The following is a 20002-nucleotide window of genomic DNA, read 5'->3' on the forward strand; positions in this document are numbered from 1 at the left end:
AAGGATAAAAAAATGGAAGAGAAAAAGTATTTAAATCTATTTAATAAAGTCGGCTATGGAAGCGGCGACTTTGCCGCAAACATGGTCTATAGTATGGTTTCCAGTTTTGTAATGATCTACCTGACCAATACCATTGGCATGGCTGCCGGCATCATCGGTACCCTTATATTAGTTTCCAAACTGACTGACGGTATCAGTGACATCATCTTCGGAAGTATACTGGACAGAACCCATACAAAAATGGGAAAAGCCCGTCCCTGGATGCTGTGCTCCTATATCGGTAATTCTGTGGCTTTGATCGCCCTCTTTGCAATCCCTGCAGGTATTGGCGCCAATGCTCAGTATATTTACTTCTTTATTGCCTATACTTTATTGAACGCGGTCTTCTATACAGCCAATAATATTGCATATTCTGCCCTTACTTCCTTGATCACCAAAAACAGTAATGAGCGCGTGCAGATGGGTACGTTCCGTTTTATTGGTGCCACACTGGGCAATGTCCTGGTCTCTAACTACACTCTGGTTATGGTTGAAAAATTTGGTGGAGGGGCTGCGGGCTGGAAAACAACAGCAATTATCTTTGCGGTCATTGGTCTGGTTGTGAACACGATCTCCGTATTTTCTGTCAAAGAGCTTCCCGAGGAGGAACTTATGGACGGTGTCAAGGTATCCGGTACAGAAAAGATCGGATTCCTGGAGACTTTGAAGCTCCTGCTCTCCAACAAATATTTTGATATGCTGGCTATGCTGTATCTCCTGTTCTATCTTATGATGGGTGTATCCATGGGAGCGGCCATCTATTACTTCACTTACAACTGCGGCGACGCAAACTTCTTTGGCAAAATGGTATCCATGTCTTCCATTGCAAGTATCATAGGGTTATTGCTGGCACCATCTCTTGTTAAAAGATTCAAAAGCATCCGCATTATAAACCTTGGATTTTTCCTGGTAAATCTCGTTGTGCGTATCATATACATGGTATTTGCCATTTCAAATAACGCGCCTGTCCTTGTGGGGATGTATGGTCTGGTCTCTCTGACATGCTGTACACTTGGCGGAACCTTCAACGCCCTTGTATCTGAAGCAGCGGATTACAGTTTTCTCAAAACCGGAAAACGTCTGGATGGTTCTATGTACTCCTGTACCTCCTTTGGCATGAAGGTGGGTGGCGGAATTGGCTCCGCACTCAGCGGCTGGTTACTGGCTGCTGCCAAATTCGATGCTTCTGCGCTGACACAAAGTGCCGGGTGCTCGAATATGCTGACTTTCATGTTCGCGGGAATACCTGTGATCATTACTGCAGCCATCGTCTTTATTTACTTCAAACTTGATGTAGAAAAGGCGAATACAAGACTTCGCGCTGAAAAGGACCGTTCACATTAGTACGAGACGGGTCAAACGGCATCCCTCTGCGGACACATCCGGCCTGGCTTGTAAGCAGCCGGTCTGAAAATCCCTATAACCAAAGAACATGGGAAATCTTAAAAGAATTTGAACAGATGGGAATCACATCATCTGACGGCAACGTAATTTTCCCAAGCGGAAACGCACTGAAATATCTAAGTGAATATTTTGATCCGGAAGAGCCAGATAATCCTTATGCGGAAAATCCCCTAGATGTGCGTACGATCAACATTTCTCCAAACGGTGATACTCTTAACGATAACGTGTATCAAAAAGACATTATAAATATTATTGATGATTATATGCCGAAGAGAATATAACGCCCTTTTTCTTTTGCAGGGCCAAAAAACTGTGCAGGAACAGGGTTTTGCCGGAGATAATTTTTTATCCGGCAAAACCCACTTAAATCTGACCGCTTCCTATAATTCCCCTTTTAATTCACGTTCCGCCAGCTCCTCCATGATCGCAGGATACCTTTTATCCAGCTTATACAAGGACAAGGTAATGATCACAACCACCCATACGATCACCGGGCCTAATTTATAAATATTCATGATCATATCAATGGCACTTTGCGGCTGGACCGCTGTACCTGTGGTGGAACTGATATAACCGGCCAGTGACAACAGACCGGTCATACCGGCGGAAGCCAACCCCGAACCGATTTTTGTCCCTACGGAACCGCCTGCAAATATAAGGCTTTCCTGCCTGAGATGTGTTTTCCACTGTCCAAATTCCACCACGTCCCCTAAAAGGCCGAAGACAATGGAATTCAGCGGTGCAAGCCCTATGGCTCTGATCACACAGCTGAGGGCCATCCAGGCAAAGCTGGTGGGATTCAGGAAAAAGATGATCTGGCCTGCCAGTGCAAGACAGGCTCCTGCCAGCGACATGTTCCTTTTTCCAAAACGTTTTAACAGGACCGGACAGCAGAAGGTAGCGGCCACGATCAGAAGTGTCTCTGTCAGATAAAGGGCGCTGTACATCCAGGTGTCATTCCCAAATATATATTTACAGTAATAAGGCAGGATCGTTCCCGTAATGCCGTAGATCACGTTCTGCATCATCCATAATATGAGCACTGCCCAGAAATATTGATTTGTTATCAGCGCCTTAAATGCCTTTTTCACAGGGATCTTCTCCTGATTCTGCTGCGCTTCAATATGAACGGTCTCCTCACAATTCTTAAAACAAACAAGAAGCAGGATCAATGCAACGGCTGCCCACAGAGCCATTGTCATGACCCAGGCTGACTGTGTATCCCCAAACAGCTTCACCAGAGGGAGTGTGCAGGTAACAGCCAGGATACGTCCGAAGGGTGACATTCCCATCCTCACAATGCTCAACATGTCCCTCTCCCCGGATATTCTTGTCATCATAGCCGAAAGGCTTCCATAGGGAAGATTGATCGCCGTATAACAGATCGTGGTGCAGAAGTTATAAGTGACAAACATATAAAGAAATTGTACCATATTTGTGGAATGCGGTACGGTAAACAATAAAACCGCTGAAATTGCGTAAGGAACACTCATCCATAAGATCCAGGGTCTTGACTTTCCCCATTTTGAATTCGTCTTTTCTACAATGAATCCCATCACAACATCAGAAAATCCGTCAAAGAGACGTGAAAGTAACATGACCATTCCTACCGTTGCGGCACTTACCCCCACATAATCTGTATAAAATAACGTAAGTACCGTGCTGATCATACCAAAGACTACGTTACATGCCGTATCACCGCAGCCATATGCAAATCGCGTTTTCCATGAGAGTCTGCCGTTTTTGACAGACTCCCCGTTCATATTTTTCATCTCCGCTTCCTTTCCTGTCCCTGCCTAAACCCCAAGCAGTTCTTTTTCAATCCGTTCTCTTGCCTCGGGTGCCTGTTTTTCCATCTTTTCGGGGAATCCGAACATGGATACGCAGGCAATCGTATCGCCGCCTGCTTTTGGAGCATCTTCTTTTAACTGGGCATGAGCGAAATCCATTTCTCTCAGTGTTTCAAAGATACCCTCAAAATCCACATCCCCTTCTCCCATCGCCAGATGCTGATGGATCGTCACATCCGCTTTTCCTCTGCCGTTCAGCCACGGCGGATTGGCAATATAACGGCAGTCTAAGGTCTGGTTAAAGGTATCCGCAAACAAAACATGTGTCAGCTCTTCCCCTGCATACCGCAGCATGGAGCGCACGTCTCCCTTTCCCTGGTCATAGAAAAATCCGTGGGGAGAGGAATAGACATATCCAAGATTTCTTGAGCGGAAGGATTTCACCATATCACAGGTTTCATTATTTAATTCACAAAAATCATAGGGATGGGACTGAATCTCCACACGTATGCCTTCACGTTCCATGATAGGCAGAAGCTCTTCCATGGAGCGGAACCACATGCCGTTACAGATCTCCTGTTGGTTCGGGTCACCTGAGAGTTCTGTATTAATGACTTTAACCCCCATGTCTCCGGCAATCCGGATCATCCGTTTCCAATTATCCACCGCAAATCTTCTCTGTTCTTCCGTGGGTCCTGACCATCTGTATACGACAATGAAGGAGGAAATCTCCACTCCGGTTTCCCGGAGTGCCTTTCTGTACTCTGCCTCGCATTCTTTGGAAAACAGCGGATGCTTATAAAAAGGATTGATCCTGGGGTGGGGAGACTGTTCGATATATTGATATCCCCAGTCGGCCACCTGGTGTACCATGCGGTTGATATCCATCTGTTTTGCCAGAACGTCTACATCAAATGCAATTTTCATTCCTTTCTCCTCCCTCCGTTTATCTGTAATCTACCCACGCTGCCCCATGATCCGCAGAACGCACACAGTTCTCTACCCAGCGCACACCTTCTGCTCCCGCATGTACGTCAGGATACCAGAAGTCCGCTTTTTTCCCTTTATCTGCCGCATCCATAGCCTGTGCAAATCTGCTGTACAGGTTACTCCATGCCTCAAACAAACCTTCCGGATGTCCCGCGCCGATCCTGTCCTCTGTACAGGAGGAATCATCCAGATAATCCATTCCTCTCTCCAGTACACGGACCGGTTCTCCCTGTACCTCATAGGTTAACTGGTTTGGTCTCTCATCCCACCATTCCAGGGATGCTTTTTCTCCGATCACGCGCACCTTCTGTCCGTGCATGGAACCACAGTTCACGCAGCTTGACCAAACATATCCGACGGCACCGTTGTCATATTCCATGATGGTCATTGCATTATCCTCCAGCGGCGCTCTGGATTCTACAAAGGACTGGCGGCTGCACATCAGACGCCTGATCTTCATATCCGGCAGCATCACCTCGGAGAGGTACAGCGGATGCGTCCCCACATCGCCCAAAACATAGGATGGTCCTGCAACCTTAGGGTCTACCCTCCATTTGGTGGAAGCGGTATTTTTCTCCACCGCCACATTGTGGAAGCCATGGGAAAACTGCATATTTACAATGCGGATTTTTCCCAGCATTCCTTTCTCTATCAGCTTCCTTGCCTCCTGGATCATCTGATGTCCCGCATATCCATAAGTCACACCCACAACTTTGTTCTGTTTTTCTACCAGCGCTTCTAATTCTTCTGCCTCCTCTGTGGTAAAACAAAGCGGTTTTTCACATACCACATGAAGTCCTGCCAGCAAAGCGGCCTTTGTGATCTCAAAGTGGGTTCCGTTTGGAGTTGCTACTGATACAGCCTGGATGCCGTCTTCTCTCTTTGCTTCCTCGGCAAACATGGTTTTATAATCCGGATAACACCTGTCTTTGGCCACATGAAGCTCTTTCCCAAAGGCTTTCCCTCTTTCCGGATCAATATCAAAGGCTCCTGCCACCAATGCAAAGTTAAAATCTCTCAATGCCGCGGAACGATGGATATAACCGATCTGGCTGCCTTTTCCTCCGCCTACCATTGCCCAGCGGATCGGGTTTTCAATTTTCTTCTCTCCATAATACATGATCATTTCCTCCTGCTATTTTTCTTTTTTTTAATCTATATCTCATATCCTACGCTTTTTAAATATGTAACACTTTCTTTTACATCCCGCAGGCTTGTATCTGAATTCCTGGGGTCTCTCTCCTGCTCGATGGTAATATATCCGTTATAGCCAATCTGCTCCAGTGCTTCCTTGATTCCGGGATAATCCAGCGTCCCTTTGCCGATCGGGCACATGGCGCCTTTCCCGCAGCCTTCAAAAAACCGGATCCGTTCCCCTAACACTTCCCGGTAGACCTTCTCGTCTACATCTTTGAAATGGACATAATCCAGATTGGATGCGCATTTCTTCAACCATTCGACCGGATCCATACCGGAGTAATACAGATGCCCCGTGTCCAGACAGAGGCCTGCGAGTTCATAAGGGATATCTCTTAGGATCCTCTCAATTTCATCTGCAAATTCAATGTATCCTCCCGCATGGGGATGGATCACCGGGCGTACTCCGTATTCTGCCGCTTTTTTACAGATTCCTTTTATATGACTTATCATCCCTGACCACTGCTCATCTGACAGACGGGGTGCCTTATGGGAATGTCCTGCCGCATAATCCCTTTCATCATGTCCCCAATCCATGATCGTCATATAGGGCGTAGGATAATGCTGCCCTTTATGTACCGGAAGAGGCGGAAGTTTTGTGATGAGGGAGCAGATATCCTCTGTCTGTCTCAACAGATTTACGTAATTCCTTTCATCCACCAGATCATCAAAAATAGTGCCTGCCACAATAGACAAACCGTTTTTATCAAGCTCCTTTGACACTGCCTCCACGTCAATTGGCAGAAAACCGTAAGGTCCTAATTCAATGGCCCGGTATCCTGCTTCGCCTGCCTCCTTTAATACTCTCTTCCATGATGGGAGATAGGGATTCTTGACATCATCCACACCCCAGCAGCAGGGTGCTCCGCAAATATTCATACCCATACTTTCCTCCTTAAATCCATTTTTAATTGCTGTACTGGTATTGTTCGTGTTGCCTTTGATACTTTTAATTATAGTTATTTTTTTCCTCTCTGCCTTCACTATGCTGTATAAAAAAGCCAAAACTTTATATAAATATGGCAGTTTTTTCATCATTTTCGCACCAACACTTCACTATCCTGTACAATATGCCTGATGAAACAAAACGATGGGTCCGGTTCGGCGGACTCGCCCGCCAAAGTGCGGCTCCTTACGGCCATCTTCCTGCGCGATAAAAAAAGACTGCAATCCGGTGATCACCATAACCGTTTTGCAGTCCATTTCTCAAATTTATACAAGCCCTGCCATGAAATTCTTATGACTGGTCCTGTATGCCTTTCATTTCTTCCTTATAAAATTCTCTGTATCTGATCGGCGACATTCCCACAACCTTAGAAAACAAGGTGCTGAAATAATTCGTATTGTCATACCCCACGATCGAAGCAATGCGGGTGGCGGAGTGATCTGTTGATATGAGCAGAGTCTGGGCATGTCCGATCCTCCTGCGGATGATGTACTGGATGGGTGTTCTCCCTGTGGCCTTCTTAAATATATGGGATACATATGTAGCGGAACAGCCCAGGTCATCTCCTATCATGTCCAGCGTAACCTCTTCCATAAAGTGTTCATTCAGATAGTTCCTGATCCGCAGTACCATCTGCTCCTCCTCTGATTTTTCTGCGTCAATAAGCGGAAAGCTGTCCAACTGGCTTGTCAGCACAATAAAAGCGGAACACAAAAGCTGTGCCGCAAGCTTGCCTTCCGTATTGGTGCCTTCCAGTTCAAACATCTGTTCACACATGGATCGCAGCATGGGAAACAGGTGTCCCGACTGCCTGACACTTGGTTCACTTGGAGATGTAAGGCAATTAGGGGGAAGGCCGCGCTTATGCAGATTTGTAATGCCTATACAGTAATCACCTATCTCATTCTCTGTCTCTGAGACCACTTCATGCAAGTCTCCCTGATTGTAATAGATGACGCTGCCTTCGGAAAGGGGATAGGACTTCCCGTCCACATAATATTTTCCTGTTCCCTTATACACCAGCAATAACTCACAGATGGAATCGTGTCTGTGCAGGGGGCGCTGGATGGTTTTCCTGGCATGGCTCTGTCTGTTGACATAGACCATGGTGGGCATCTGGCCTCTTTCAAAGGCTGTGCTGATCCTGCAGTTCGTATCCGGATAGAGCATATCTGCCTCCTTTCTATTCTTCCATAAATACTATATTACAGAAAGTATAGCAGAAAAGAAGACAGATAAAAAGAGGATTTAGTCAAGCCCCAAACCGTACCGGGCTGCAAAATAAGCCGTCTGTCCTAACAGCTCCTTCACATCATTCAGTTTCCTACCTTCCAAAGGGATGAATCCGGTTGCTTATGGTTCCGTAGTTCTGGTATTATATCTTTAAGTTTATTGCAACAAAGCAAAAGGCAAAATACCTGGAAATAAGTCATCAGCCATGGAATCACCGTACTTTACAGAACTTCCCCTCAAATTCTACCGACAGGGGATGTATAAACGGCTCAAAAAACGGTATTCTGTGTTTAAGAGATACAGAAGGAGGCTCACATAATGGATCAGTTAGAAATCGGAATGTTTATTGCAAAGAAAAGAAAGGAAAGGAATTTCACACAGGCACAGCTTGCCGAGAAACTGGGGGTTTCCAACAAGACCATATCAAAATGGGAAACAGGGAAATGTATGCCTGACTATGGTATTATCCAGTCTTTATGTAAGGAATTGGAGATCACAGTGTCAGAATTGATCGACGGAGAAGAGACGGAACCTGACAGTATACGTGTTTATGACGATAACCAGGTTTTGGATCTAATCAAAAGGATACAAAATCTGGAGAATCAGAAAGTATCACTGTACGGTATTATTTTAATGACCATGGGGATTGCTCTTTTTGCGGTCCATTTCTCTATCGGAGGAAGTGATGTGAAGGATTTCTTTTCCGGATTATTGATGGGACTGTCTATCGGGGAAATGCTGGTTGGTGTTTTTGTGACAGTGATTGGATTTTCCAGACAAAAATAGAAAATGACGCTGCCGCCATATGAGGCCATGCAATAGAGGCCTTATATGGCGGCAGTATGATTTTTCTGCATACGGATGTCACACCGGTCAGTCTTCATCTGGCAGATTCTGATGCCTTTGAGCATTGCTGCAATGAGACAAATCATGACCTGAAGCTAATTTATTTAAATCTTCCACCACTTTATCAAGCTGTCGGTTCGTAATACCACTAAAACTCCTGAGTGCACGCAGAGGAAGGCCACGTAATACACTGCTGACCAACCTGTTGGCATCCTCATCCCCATCCTCAAAATATGTCAGATATGGTTTCAATTGACTGCGCACATATTCCCCTGCGGCCCTGTTTTCCAGCAGTTCTCCCACCGTAGTATTCTTGTCATAGATCACAGGTTCTTTTATCTTTTTTACCAGCTGTACGCTTTCTTCCAGACAGATATTTTGTGAGGAACTGCCGATCAGGATCTTATATTCTCCCTCAGCCGCATACCAGTCTTGGATATCCGTCCTATACCAGGCAAAGGAGCGCTTATTTAATTCCATGGTCACAGTCTTGGTTTCCCCGGGTTCCAGCTCTATTTTCTCAAATCCTTTCAGTTCTTTGGATGGTCTTACCGCACTGCCTGTCAGATCCGAAATATAGAGCTGTACTACTTCCTTTCCGGTCATACTGCCTGTATTGGTGATATTTACGGATACCCTCACCGCTTCCTCTTCCGTAAACTCCCTCTTCGATATCCGGAGTCCGCTGTAGGCAAACGTCGTATAACTCAAACCATGCCCAAAAGGAAACAGCACTTCCCTTTCCACGGAATCATAATAACGGTATCCTACAAAAATCCCCTCCGCATACTCAACGGTTTTTCCTCTGCCCGGAAACTGCAGATAGGATGGATTATCCCGGAACCTTACAGGGAAGGTCTCAGCCAGCTTTCCGCAGGGATTTTTTATTCCGTACAGTATATCTAAGACTGCCTTTGCTATCCCTTCGCCTCCCAGATAAGCCTCAACGATGCCCTCTGCCCCGCCTGCCCAGTCCATCTCAACGGGAGAGCCGTTCTGGAGCACCACGATCACATGGTCATTTACTTTGGTGATCTCCTGTATAAGCCGTTCCTGGCAGGCAGGAAGTCTCATATGCTTTCTGTCATAACTTTCCGATTCGTACAAGTCCGGAAGCCCGGCAAAAATCACCACTTTTTCCGCCTGTGCGGACTGCTCCACAGCCCGATCAAATTTCTCCTGCTCCCACTTGTCACTGTGGGCGCAAAATCCTTCTGTATATCTGATATTCCCATATGCTCCGGCAAGTTCCATGATCTCGGGGACTTTATGGGCATTTATATGAGAGCTCCCACCTCCCTGATACCTGGACTTTTTCGCAAAACCGCCCACAAATAAAACCGTTTCCTTTTTATGGAGGGGAAGCACTGACTGGTTCTTTAGCAAAACCACACACTGGGCGGCTATATCTTCCGCTTCCCTGTGGTCCTTTTCCCTGTCAAATAAAGCGTCCTCTGTCTTATTTTCTGCACATGCAAAGACAATCCCAAGAAGCCGTTCCACTGCGCTGTCCAATATGCGCTCTTCCAGCAAGCCATCCTCTACCGCTTTGATGATGAGCTGGTCATTGGTGGCATTTCCGCCCGGCATCTCCAGCTCCAGACCTGCGGTGAGTCCTGCGATCCTGTCATTGACGGCTGCCCAGTCTGACATCACGAAACCCTCAAATCCCCATTCATCCCTTAAAATACCGGTAAGCAGATTACGGTTTTCAGAAGCATAGGTACCGTTCAATTTATTATAAGAACACATTACGGTCCACGGTTTGGCTTTTTTTACCGGAATTTCAAACCCGGGCAAATATATTTCCCGGAGGGTCCTCTCATCTACTCTGGAATCACCCACCATTCTTTCATATTCCTGGTTGTTTGCAGCAAAATGTTTGACTGACGCCCCCACATGCTGCGACTGCAGCCCTTCTATATAAGCTGCAGCCAGCTCTCCTGTCACATACGGGTCCTCTGAAAAATACTCAAAATTCCTTCCGCATACAGGGGAACGTTTGATATTCACTGCCGGGCCAAGCAGGATGCCCACCTCTTCCGCCCCGCATTCATTTCCAAGGAGCATCCCCATCCTTTTTATCAATTCCCGGTCAAAAGAACAGGCTGCCGCGCACGCCGCCGGGAAGCAGACAGCCTCCACACTTTTTCGGAGTCCCATATGGCTTGCCTGTTTCTCCTGCTTCCTGAGTCCGTGAGGCCCGTCACTGACAGCTACCGCAGGGATATCCAGCCGTTTTACTGCCTGGGTGTGCCAGAAATCACCTCCTGAACACATACCCGCCTTTTCTTCTAGTGTCATCTTTTCCACTATCTGTCTTATTTTCATAACTGCCTTTGTCTCCCTGTAGTCTGTCATCCCTTGACAGCTCCTGTGACCATGCCTTTGATGATCTGCTTGCTGAACACAAAGTACAGCACAACGATAGGAGCCATGGTTATCAGCATAGCTGCCATGATCTTCGGATAATCCGAAGAGAACTGCCCCGTAAACTGTGTCATGGCAAGAGGCACTGTCTGGAGTTTCGTATCCCGGATCAGTACAAGGGCAAATGAAAATTCATTCCAGCATCCAAATGTCTGTACAATGGCTATGGTAGCCATGATCGGCTTACAGATGGGCATGATGATCCTGAACATAGTTGCAGAAAAGGAACAGCCGTCTATGGCGGCAGCTTCCTCCAACTCCGTGGGGATTCCCTTGATGAATCCCTGTGTCAAAAACACGCTGGTGGGCATGCCAAACGCGACGTACGGTATGATCAGCGTAAACCACCTGTTGGAAATCCCCAGATTGTTGAACACTACATAGATCGGCACCAAAAGGGAATGAATGGGGATCAGCATTCCCATGAGGAGCAGAAGCCATATGAACCTGCTTCCTTTAAATTTAAATCTGGCCAGAAAATACCCCACAAGGAATCCAAAGAGCACGATCAGACAGACAGCCAGCACTGTGGTCCTGACACTGTTCAGTACAGATTCCCCGATATGATAATCCGGGTTCGTCAAGATCCTGGTGTAATTCACCCATGTGGGATTTGACGGCAGACTGATGATATCCGCGTTGAATTCACGTTTTATTTTCAATGAGGAATAGAACATCCAGATCAAAGGGAAGACACATGTCAGTGAAAAAATGATCATGACCGCATTCAGCGGCACTGCCAGTATGGTGTTTTTTATGTTCATTCCTTTACTTTTTTTCTTCATGCTCATGCCACCTCATTATCCCTGTTCACAAATTTCATAATCAGCTGCATCCCTCCGATAATGAGTATACTCAGCACAAAGATCCCCACTGAGATTGCGCTTCCGTACCCCATGTTCTGCTGGGTGAAGGATACTTTATAACCATACAGAGCCATAACCATGGATGAATTCCCCGGACCTCCGCTGGTCATGACAAAAATATTGTCAAAGGCCTTCATATTGCCTGCCACACACAAGATCACACATACCACAAGCGTATTTTTGATCAGGGGCAGCACCACATGGACAGCCCTCTGGATACCATTTGCACCATCCAGCTCCGCTGATTCCAGCACACTCTTGTCAATGGCAGATGTGGCGGAAAGCAGGATCAGCATGTAATATCCTATGTACTGCCAAATCAGGGGAATAGCCACCAGTGTCATGACCAATTTTGGATTGTTCAGCCAGACCTGTGTATGCTCCTCCTGTCCTATTGCTGTCAATAACCAGTTCAGCAATCCCCTCCGGCTGTCATATATCATGGTCCAGATAAAGCCCGCCGACACTGCGGAGATGGTGCTCGGGAAAAATCCAAATGTCCTGTGAATGCCCTTCAACCTGATATGTTTGGAACAGATGACCATGACAAAGATAAAGGCAATCCCCACCTGCCCGAATACACACAGGACTACCAGATATAAATTGTGGGAAAACGCCTCCCAGAACATGGAATCTTTCAGCAGGGCTGCGTAATTCTCCAGCCCGATGAATGTTCTGTTCGGCCCGCCTTTCCATTCAAAAAAGCTATAGTAGGCAGCCGTTACCAACGGTACAAAGACCGAAAAAATATAGAGTGCCAAAGGAATGCATAAATACCCTACTAAGAGTTTAACTTTAGGCTTACGCGATATCATATATCTGTCTCCTCTATCTGCCGGACAGTTTTATCTGACCGGCAGTTTTCTATCATTATTCGTAAGTGTCATCAATAGTTCTTTTCATAGGCTTCCTGGGTCTCTGCCGCAACATCCTCCGGTTTTTTATCCCCGTTGAGCATGCTCTGCACACCTGTATTCAGCACATCCCACACTGCTCCGTTTACATAGGAATCATAAATATCACAGACCTCGGTATCCACATACTGATAGTTATAAAAATCCTGTGTGTAGCTGTCAAATCCATCCAGGTCCACGTTTTCCACAACACTGAGTCCCTGCAGGGCTGAACTTTTTGCTACCATATCCGCATATTCGGCTCCTGTCAGGTAACAGGCAAGATCTGCTGCCGCTTTCATTTTCTCCGGATCATCTTTTAATTTTGCATTCAGAGCAACTGCGTATCCAAGTCCAATATCCTGGGTGTTTTCAGCACCTTTCGCACCTTCCGGCTGAGGAAGGACTGCAAACCCTGTATTAGCAAACAGTTCTTCATCCTCCTCCTGTAGAGCGGAATGTAAATATGTTACATCCCAGTTTCCGCCGATAAAAGCAGGTGCGGTTCCCGCTATATAATACTCTCTGGCGTCTTCATTTCCGATGGCATTAAAGTCTTCATTAAACACACCGGAATCAAAAATGTCTTTCGTGAAATCCAGAGCCGAGACAAAGGTATCATCTGTAAATTTGGCTCCGTTTTTGTCTATGATGGATTTAAACCATTCATCCCCGGTGAATCTGTTTCCGATCACTGACAGAAAACAGGAATTGATCTGCCACTGGCCTCCGTTTCCGAATGCAATGGTGTCCGTATATCCGTTTTCTTTAAAATATTTATCTGCTTTCTTCACCTCTTCCCAGGTAGCCGGGAACTCATCAAAGCCTGCATCCTTCCATGCCGCCTTGTCATATACCACGACACTGCAGCTGCTTCCTGTCAGTGCAGGAAGACCGTAGACTTTATCCTCCACTGTGTATGGTGTAAAGTAAGCACTGTTATAGGTATCATAATAAGGGGAAGATTTCACGATCTCACTCATGTCTAAGATCAATCCCTGCTCCGCCCAGGTCTTTGTGTTCATGCCCTGTATCAAAAATACATCGGGAAGATCCCCCGCAGCGGCCTGTGTGGCGATCTGCGTTTTATAATCGTCATTGGATAAGACATTCTGGGTCAGAGTGATATCAGGGTTTTCTGCTTCCCAGTTGCTGATGACAGTTCTGAAATCCGACGCGCTGCCGCTTTCCGCTGATTCCTCCGCCGTGGAAAAATGCATCAGGGAAAGTTCTCCTGTATACCCTTCACCATCATTTTCGGCCTTTGTTTTTTCCTGAGTTTCTGCTGTTTGACCGTTCTCTTTTTCCTCTGTCTCTTTTTGGCATCCTCCCAGCATGGTTCCTGTCATTGCCAGGGTCAATATGGCTGCAACTGCTGTTTTTCTTTTCCTCATGTTTCATTTCCTCCTGAAATCATTCTGATATTTGCTTCTATTTGCCGACATTCGCTTTTATTTGCCGTTATCCACTTCTATTTACCGTTATCTACTTCACAGAGCCGCCACGGATTCCCCGGGTTCCACAACGCCATCCACGATTATGCTTTCCGAGCCTGCTGCTGCCTGGGGAAATTCAATCCTGTTGATGAGTTTATTCCCCGCCTGTATCCCTATTGTAATGACATCCTGGCGTACCGTGGTGATCCTTGGCCTCACCATACCGGCTATATTTAAACCGTCGAATCCTGCGATGGAAATGTCATCCGGCACGGCAAAACCGGCTTCCTGAAAAACATTCATTGCCCCCACAGCCGTGAAGTCATCAGGATATAAAATACAGGTGGGTTTGTTCCTGAAGTTCATGATGATCTTTGTCAGGGCATCCCCTTTTTCACAATCACGGTAAGAACATGTCAATAGATATTCCTTGGGTATTTCCAGGTTATTTCCTGCCATAAAATCCTTATATGCCTTTACTCTTTTTCTGGTCACTTCACTGTAAGTCCCATGGATATACGCAATCTTCCTGTGCCCTTTCTCATAAACCATCTGCATGAGCCTGCTCATATCTCCATAAGAATTGGACAGGATACTCACATGCTTATGGGTAACATGGTCGATGACCACCGTGGGAATATCCGCATCCAGAAGTTCCTGGACTTCCGGCATCCTGGTGTCTGCGCACAATATGAATACCCCGTCAAAATTCAGATATCTGCACTGTTCCATATAGGTAAGACGTTTTGATGTACCGGCGGCATTAAAAAAAGTCATGAAATATCCTTTTTCCTCAACCGTATCTTTAAAGCTGTTCAAAATCCTTATAAAATGCTCATGCATCAGATTGGAACCTGTGGTTTCTGAAAATAAGACCCCTATATGACATGTCTTCTTACTCTTCAAAGAGGCCGCCATATAGTTGGGAACGTAATTGAGTTCTCTTGCCACCTTTTGGATCTCTTCCTTTTTTGCCTGCCCCACATCCTCTTTATCGTTCAGCGCTTTGCTGACTGTAGATATTGATACCCGGCATATTTGGGCTATATCCTTCAATGATACACAATCCGAATCCATCCCTCCTCTTCCTTTGGCATATCGTACATTCTTTCGGGTTACTAAATCGTTTTTGTTAACCATATTGTAAGTTTACCCCATTGTTTTCGCAATATTTTTCGATATTATCATGCAATACGCACAATACATCAGCAAGTAACCACCTCATTTATGCAAACAATGCACAAATCCATCTTTTAATTTCATATATCAGCTTTATCATTTACGAAACAGTTTCGTAAGACCATCCTTCCCATAGCTTATATATTTGTTTCTATGACTATATCCGGGCATCTCTGCAGTACCTAAATCGTTTTCGCCTTTGTACCGGTCCATAGAAATCCTGCTCCGCAAATCTGAAAGCAATCTCCACAAATCTTCTATTGTTTGGAATAAAAGGGCAGGGATTCCTGCCCTAAAACTTTCACATCTCTATCTCGTCCTGATCCAAACCTGCATTTCTCCTGCTTTCCTGTTATTCCACAGAAAATAAGGGACTGCCCTGATCTCTGTCTCCGTTTCTTCCGTATCATATGCCATATAAAGTTCACCGGAATCTGTTTTGTTTATCCTCCTGACCCCTTTTCCCACCAGCATGACGGCTCCTCCAAACTGCTCCATTGCCCTTTCCTCCAGCGGTCTGTCTGCCATGATTGAAATCTCATTCAGGTATTTCCCGTTGTCAGTCTCCTCTATGCAATATACAAGGGGACCTCTGACGATTGCCGCTTTTTGGGCATTATAATGTACATTCCTGTTGGAAGCCATAAATTTGGGCTCCATTTCCAGCTCCAAGTCAATGACGGTCTGCCTGCTGAAATCTTCCTCAATGTAAATATAACCATTCTCCTGCACAGGGACCATGACTTCCCTTCCGTCTTTCACCACCCGGTAACTTCCGCTCCATTTGGGGATGCGGACTGCCAGCCTCAAGGGGTTCTTCGTATCAGACTGTACTTCCAGCCTGATTTGATTCGTCCACGGATATCCTGTGGTCTGTTTTATGGACAGCGTTCCGCAGTCCAGCCTGATGTTTGCCCGGCTACCCAGGAAGAGATGTACATACGCCGTGTTCTCTCTGGCTGCATAGATGTACTCCCACAGATCAGGAATCGTTCTTGCGATGTTGGGGGGACAGCAGGCACAGGCAAACCACTTCTGGCGCACCGGTTTCACATGATATCTCTCCGGATTTCCCAAGCAGTTCTCAGGGACCACCTCCAAGGGATTCACGTAGAAAAACCGGTTTCCCTCATAGTTCATTCCGCCGAGCACGGTATTATACAATGCCTGTTCCATGACATCTGCATATGTCCGGTCAACCTCTGTCTTCAGCATCCTCTGGGCAAAGAACATAAGCCCGATAGATGCACAGGTCTCCGCATAATTGGTATCATTAGGCAGATCATAAGCTGCGGTAAAGGCTTCCCCCGAATGCGTGGCTCCGATGCCGCCGGTGATATACATCTGTTTCTTTACAATATCATTCCAGAGATCCTTACAGGTGTCAAAAAGTTCCTTTTCCCCTGTCAGAGACGCAATATCAGCCATGGCCGTATACATATATACGGCTCTTACCGCATGTCCCGCCGCCTCTTTCTGCTGTCTTACCGGAAGGTGGAACTGATTGTAGGTCTTATAGGAAAACTGGTTATAGCGGATATTCGGCTCTCCCTGTTTTGCTTTATTCCAGAAAGAGATCTGCCCTCTTTTCTCAAACTCCTCCTCAAAAAAGCTATCCGTTCCCCTGGCATCCAGAAAGAATCTGGAAAGCCTGAGATACTCCTCTTTTTTCGTGCACGCGTAGAGTCTTACCAGTGCAAGCTCAATCTCCTGATGTCCCGGATAGCCGTGATTTTTCCCTTCCTCCGGCCCGAATACCGTACAAATATGGTCTGCAAGCCTGCAGGCAATGTCCATGATCTTCTGCTTTTTTGTTGCTCTGTAATAGGAAACCGCACTCTCTATAAAGTGGCCGGCACAGTACAGTTCATGGCATTCCAACAGGTCCGTCCACTTCTGATCCGGCTCTTCAATGGTAAAATAAGTGTCCAGATAACCGTCACTTTCCTGTGCCTTTTCTATAATATCAATGACGGAATCCGCTTTCGCCTCCAGCTCTTTGTCCCGCTTGATAAGCAGGATATTCCCCACTGCCTCCAACCATTTATATACATCACTGTCTTGAAATACCTGACCGTAAAATGCACCTTCCATCTCCCCAGCTGCGATCCTGAAATTATCAATGGCGTGACTTGGCTCGGAATCTGCAATCTTGTCATTTAAAATATCCCACTGATAAGGAATGACCTCATTTTTCACCACCTGGATATAGCGGTTCCAGAATGTACTGTCGATTCCGCACTCCTCTTTCTTCAACAAACGATACTGTCCCATTTTTATCCTTTTCCTTCCTTTATTTAATATCAAAGACGCTCCGTACCTTTAGCCCATCCACACTTCCACGGATAACCTTTAATCTTCTGCAGTCCGCATGCAGATCAAAATAATTATCCGAAAGTACCAGATCCTCATTTTCATTCTGCACCTCCACATTCTTTGCATAGGCTTTTGCAGAGACTACGATCTCCCCATTCTCCGCATAAACTTCCAGCCCGGGGTCCTGATACTCAAAATGTTTCGGAAAGCAGAGGACCAGGGAAGAATCAGATATTTTCATTCCGTCCTGATACAATTCATAACTGATATATTCATGATAGATATCCATATCCTCCAGTTCTGTCTTTTCCAGCCATTTTGAGGACAGCGGCGGAACCGTAACACACACGCTTTCCTGCTGGATCATACTGCCGTCTCTGTTCCGCAGTGCCCAGCGCACTTCTGCACGCTGTTCCTCCATGGTCTCATTTGCCACATTTAAATGGATGCTTTTCTGCAGTTCAAAAGGCTGGGGATTGACATTATCCTGCTGGGTCATCTGCCCCTCCTCCTGGCAGGATAACAGCAGAGGCGCAAAGAAACGTTTCGCATAATAATGCAGCGCTTTCCAACGGCCAAAATAATCAATGGAGGACCAGGATGCCACCGGCCAGCAGTCATTTAGCTGCCAGTAGACTGCTCCCATACACCTGCCCCGGTTTCTCCTGAAATGTTCCACGCCATATTTGATGGCATCTGCCTGCAGTAATTGGGAGGTATAGAGCAAGGTGGAAAAATCGGTGGGATACAGATAGTTCTGGCTGATGTAATTCATGATCTTTCCGTTGGCGGTGCCGTTACGCTGATGTTTCTCCATGACATAGGAAAAAATATTCCTGTCTTTTGGCTCTGTAAAGCTTTCTATTGTCTTCAGGCAGGGAAAAGACTGAAAGCCAAATTCACTCACATACCGGAAATAGTAGTTCCTGAATTCCGTGAACGGTTTATCCGAGTGCCATACTTCCCAGTAGTGCACATCCCCCCGGTCCGGGTCATTGGGGTTATCAAAGCTTCCTCCCGAGGACGGACTTGCGGGCCAGTAAAAGGTCTCCGGGTCTGTCCTTTTCAGGATTTTGGGAATCACATATTCATACATTTTGATATAATCTGCTTTCTGTGCCAGGCTGCTCACCCACTGCCCCTGGTCTACGAACATCTCCATCTCATTGTTGCCGCACCACAGACCAAGGCTTGCATGATGCCGGATACGCCTTACATTTTCTTCTATCTCGTGGGTAATATTCTCCTCAAATTTCTCACTCAGATCATACACCGCACACGCGAACATCAAATCCTGCCACACCACCAGACCCAATTCATCACAGATATCAAAGAAATAATCATGGGGATAAAAGCCGCCGCCCCACACACGGATACAGTTAAAATTGGCGTCCCTGCAGTCCGTGAGAAGTCTTCTTGTCCTCTCCTCCGTGATATTTCCTAAAATGTTGTCCTCCGGAATATAGTCCGCGCCCATGGCAAATATTTTGACCCCATTGATCTCATGGGCAAAGCTCTCTCCATACGCATCTTTTTCCCTGGAAATAGTCATGGTGCGCAGACCGATCCTGCGCTCCCACGTATCAGCGGCAATTCCTTTGACCAGCATTTCCACACGGACGGTATAAAGATTCTGTTTCCCATATCCGTTGGGCCACCAAAGTTTTGGCTGTTCTATCAGAATACCCTCAGTCTTCTCAGTCACAGTCAGCGTTTCTCCATCCGGGGAAGTCACCGCGACTCTGTAAGATACGGATTCCGGCTCCGTAGATACTTCCGTTTCCGGAAAAAGAGACAGGTATACGCCTTCCTGCGCATGGTTCTGCCGGACGTAGACAGAGCATAGGCGCCCCTCCTCCACACCGATCAATTCCACGTCTTTCCATATCCCTGCATCAGGCAGCCTGGGACCCCAGTCCCACCCATACATACAGTGCGCCTTCCTGATCTGGGGAAATCCATCCAGGGCATGGGAAGATCCAAGAGTCGTACACGTAGCAAATGCCTCTTCTGCTGCCTGGATCGGGGAATGGAAATGAATCTTCAAGTGGTTGACCTCTTCTTTCAGCAGCTCCTTTACAGGAAACTCATAGCAGCGGTGCATGTTTTCCGTCTTTCCGAGGATCTTTCCGTTCAAGTATACATCCGCGATCGTATCAAGCCCATGGAACATGAGCATGATCTTTTTACTTCCAAGCAGTCCTGCATCCGGGATAAATGTGCCTTCATAAATATAATCCTTCCGCATAAGATCAAAAGCTTTTGTCTCATTGGCTCTGTAATATGGGTCCTCCATTTCTCCAAGACGCAGCAAATCCTCATATACACTTCCGGGTACGGCTGCCTTCCTTTTCTCTTCGCCTCCTGCTTCATAGAAATACCAGTTACTGTTCAATTTTTGTATGTACATATTTCGCTCCTCTATTCGTTTTCTGCT

General features: G+C 46.3%; 15 protein-coding genes. 3 read left to right on the plus strand and 12 right to left on the minus strand.

Going from position 1 to position 20002, the window contains the following annotated elements; all coding sequences use genetic code 11:
- Positions 1–12 precede the first annotated feature (12 nt).
- Together CI595_RS04820 and CI595_RS04825 are read left to right on the plus strand one after the other, a co-directional pair.
- The gene (locus CI595_RS04820) at positions 13–1383 is read left to right on the plus strand and encodes an MFS transporter (protein WP_095172144.1); all 1371 of its coding nucleotides are present in this window, start codon (positions 13–15) and stop codon (positions 1381–1383) included.
- Positions 1384–1499: 116 nt separating this feature from the next.
- The gene (locus CI595_RS04825) at positions 1500–1724 is read left to right on the plus strand and encodes a hypothetical protein (RefSeq protein WP_095172145.1); all 225 of its coding nucleotides are present in this window, start codon (positions 1500–1502) and stop codon (positions 1722–1724) included.
- Between the two features lie 99 nt (positions 1725–1823).
- Here CI595_RS04825 and CI595_RS04830 read toward each other — a convergent pair whose 3' ends face one another.
- From CI595_RS04830 to CI595_RS04850, 5 genes are all read right to left on the minus strand, one after another.
- Positions 1824–3215 carry an MFS transporter gene (locus CI595_RS04830; RefSeq protein ID WP_095172146.1) on the minus strand — a complete coding sequence of 464 codons (1392 nt, stop codon included), beginning with the start codon at positions 3213–3215 and terminating at the stop codon, positions 1824–1826.
- Between the two features lie 24 nt (positions 3216–3239).
- Positions 3240–4160: a sugar phosphate isomerase/epimerase family protein gene (locus CI595_RS04835; protein ID WP_095172147.1), complete on the minus strand. Its 921-nt coding sequence runs from the start codon at positions 4158–4160 to the stop codon at positions 3240–3242.
- Between the two features lie 19 nt (positions 4161–4179).
- Entirely contained in the window at positions 4180–5343 is a 1164-nt protein-coding gene (locus CI595_RS04840; protein ID WP_095172148.1) for a Gfo/Idh/MocA family protein, read from the minus strand.
- 35 nt (positions 5344–5378) lie between these two features.
- On the minus strand, positions 5379–6305 hold the full coding sequence (locus CI595_RS04845) for a sugar phosphate isomerase/epimerase family protein (RefSeq protein WP_095172388.1): 927 nt from the start codon (positions 6303–6305) through the stop codon (positions 5379–5381).
- Positions 6306–6657: 352 nt separating this feature from the next.
- Positions 6658–7536 (minus strand): helix-turn-helix transcriptional regulator, encoded by an 879-nt coding sequence (locus tag CI595_RS04850; RefSeq protein WP_243135095.1) that lies wholly within the window; start codon positions 7534–7536, stop codon positions 6658–6660.
- A 381-nt stretch (positions 7537–7917) separates the two neighbouring features.
- On the opposite strand from CI595_RS04850, the gene CI595_RS04855 reads away from it, so the two are divergent.
- A complete protein-coding gene (locus CI595_RS04855) occupies positions 7918–8385 on the plus strand; it encodes a helix-turn-helix domain-containing protein (RefSeq protein WP_095172149.1) in 468 nt (155 codons plus the stop codon).
- Positions 8386–8472: 87 nt separating this feature from the next.
- Here the strand turns inward: CI595_RS04855 and CI595_RS04860 are convergent, their stop codons facing one another.
- The 7 genes from CI595_RS04860 to CI595_RS04890 form a co-directional block, all read right to left on the minus strand.
- Positions 8473–10806, minus strand: a complete 2334-nt coding sequence (locus CI595_RS04860) for a glycoside hydrolase family 3 C-terminal domain-containing protein (RefSeq protein WP_243135096.1) — start codon at positions 10804–10806, stop codon at positions 8473–8475.
- Positions 10803–11660, minus strand: coding sequence for a carbohydrate ABC transporter permease (locus tag CI595_RS04865; RefSeq protein WP_243135097.1), 858 nt, complete (start codon positions 11658–11660; stop codon positions 10803–10805). The genes CI595_RS04860 and CI595_RS04865 overlap by 4 nt, the downstream gene beginning before the upstream one ends.
- Before the next feature lie 2 nt (positions 11661–11662).
- Complete coding sequence (locus tag CI595_RS04870; protein ID WP_187143998.1) at positions 11663–12556, minus strand: carbohydrate ABC transporter permease; 894 nt, start codon at positions 12554–12556, stop codon at positions 11663–11665.
- 71 nt (positions 12557–12627) lie between these two features.
- A complete protein-coding gene (locus CI595_RS04875; RefSeq protein ID WP_243135098.1) occupies positions 12628–14028 on the minus strand; it encodes an ABC transporter substrate-binding protein in 1401 nt (466 codons plus the stop codon).
- A 96-nt stretch (positions 14029–14124) separates the two neighbouring features.
- The gene (locus CI595_RS04880; RefSeq protein WP_162291810.1) at positions 14125–15147 is read right to left on the minus strand and encodes a LacI family DNA-binding transcriptional regulator; all 1023 of its coding nucleotides are present in this window, start codon (positions 15145–15147) and stop codon (positions 14125–14127) included.
- 411 nt (positions 15148–15558) lie between these two features.
- Positions 15559–17523, minus strand: coding sequence for a glycoside hydrolase family 127 protein (locus CI595_RS04885; RefSeq protein WP_095172151.1), 1965 nt, complete (start codon positions 17521–17523; stop codon positions 15559–15561).
- 19 nt (positions 17524–17542) lie between these two features.
- The gene (locus tag CI595_RS04890) at positions 17543–19975 is read right to left on the minus strand and encodes a beta-mannosidase (RefSeq protein ID WP_095172152.1); all 2433 of its coding nucleotides are present in this window, start codon (positions 19973–19975) and stop codon (positions 17543–17545) included.
- Positions 19976–20002: the final 27 nt, after the last annotated feature.

The sequence above is a fragment of the Blautia hominis genome, from assembly GCA_002270465.1.
GTDB classification, from domain to species: Bacteria; Bacillota; Clostridia; order Lachnospirales; family Lachnospiraceae; genus Blautia; species Blautia hominis.

What these genes read in the sequence shown, in the direction of transcription:
- CI595_RS04855 (WP_095172149.1), top strand. Translation starts at nt 7,918, where the DNA reads ATGGATCAGTTAGAAATCGGAATGTTTATTGCAAAGAAAAGAAAGGAA.
- CI595_RS04870 (WP_187143998.1), bottom strand. Translation starts at nt 12,556, where the DNA reads ATGATATCGCGTAAGCCTAAAGTTAAACTCTTAGTAGGGTATTTATGC.
- CI595_RS04875 (WP_243135098.1), bottom strand. Translation starts at nt 14,028, where the DNA reads ATGAGGAAAAGAAAAACAGCAGTTGCAGCCATATTGACCCTGGCAATG.
- CI595_RS04885 (WP_095172151.1), bottom strand. Translation starts at nt 17,523, where the DNA reads ATGGGACAGTATCGTTTGTTGAAGAAAGAGGAGTGCGGAATCGACAGT.
- CI595_RS04835 (WP_095172147.1), bottom strand. Translation starts at nt 4,160, where the DNA reads ATGAAAATTGCATTTGATGTAGACGTTCTGGCAAAACAGATGGATATC.
- CI595_RS04840 (WP_095172148.1), bottom strand. Translation starts at nt 5,343, where the DNA reads ATGTATTATGGAGAGAAGAAAATTGAAAACCCGATCCGCTGGGCAATG.
- CI595_RS04825 (WP_095172145.1), top strand. Translation starts at nt 1,500, where the DNA reads ATGGGAATCACATCATCTGACGGCAACGTAATTTTCCCAAGCGGAAAC.
- CI595_RS04865 (WP_243135097.1), bottom strand. Translation starts at nt 11,660, where the DNA reads ATGAAGAAAAAAAGTAAAGGAATGAACATAAAAAACACCATACTGGCA.
- CI595_RS04845 (WP_095172388.1), bottom strand. Translation starts at nt 6,305, where the DNA reads ATGGGTATGAATATTTGCGGAGCACCCTGCTGCTGGGGTGTGGATGAT.
- CI595_RS04890 (WP_095172152.1), bottom strand. Translation starts at nt 19,975, where the DNA reads ATGTACATACAAAAATTGAACAGTAACTGGTATTTCTATGAAGCAGGA.
- CI595_RS04850 (WP_243135095.1), bottom strand. Translation starts at nt 7,536, where the DNA reads ATGCTCTATCCGGATACGAACTGCAGGATCAGCACAGCCTTTGAAAGA.
- CI595_RS04880 (WP_162291810.1), bottom strand. Translation starts at nt 15,147, where the DNA reads ATGGATTCGGATTGTGTATCATTGAAGGATATAGCCCAAATATGCCGG.
- CI595_RS04820 (WP_095172144.1), top strand. Translation starts at nt 13, where the DNA reads ATGGAAGAGAAAAAGTATTTAAATCTATTTAATAAAGTCGGCTATGGA.
- CI595_RS04860 (WP_243135096.1), bottom strand. Translation starts at nt 10,806, where the DNA reads ATGACAGACTACAGGGAGACAAAGGCAGTTATGAAAATAAGACAGATA.
- CI595_RS04830 (WP_095172146.1), bottom strand. Translation starts at nt 3,215, where the DNA reads ATGAAAAATATGAACGGGGAGTCTGTCAAAAACGGCAGACTCTCATGG.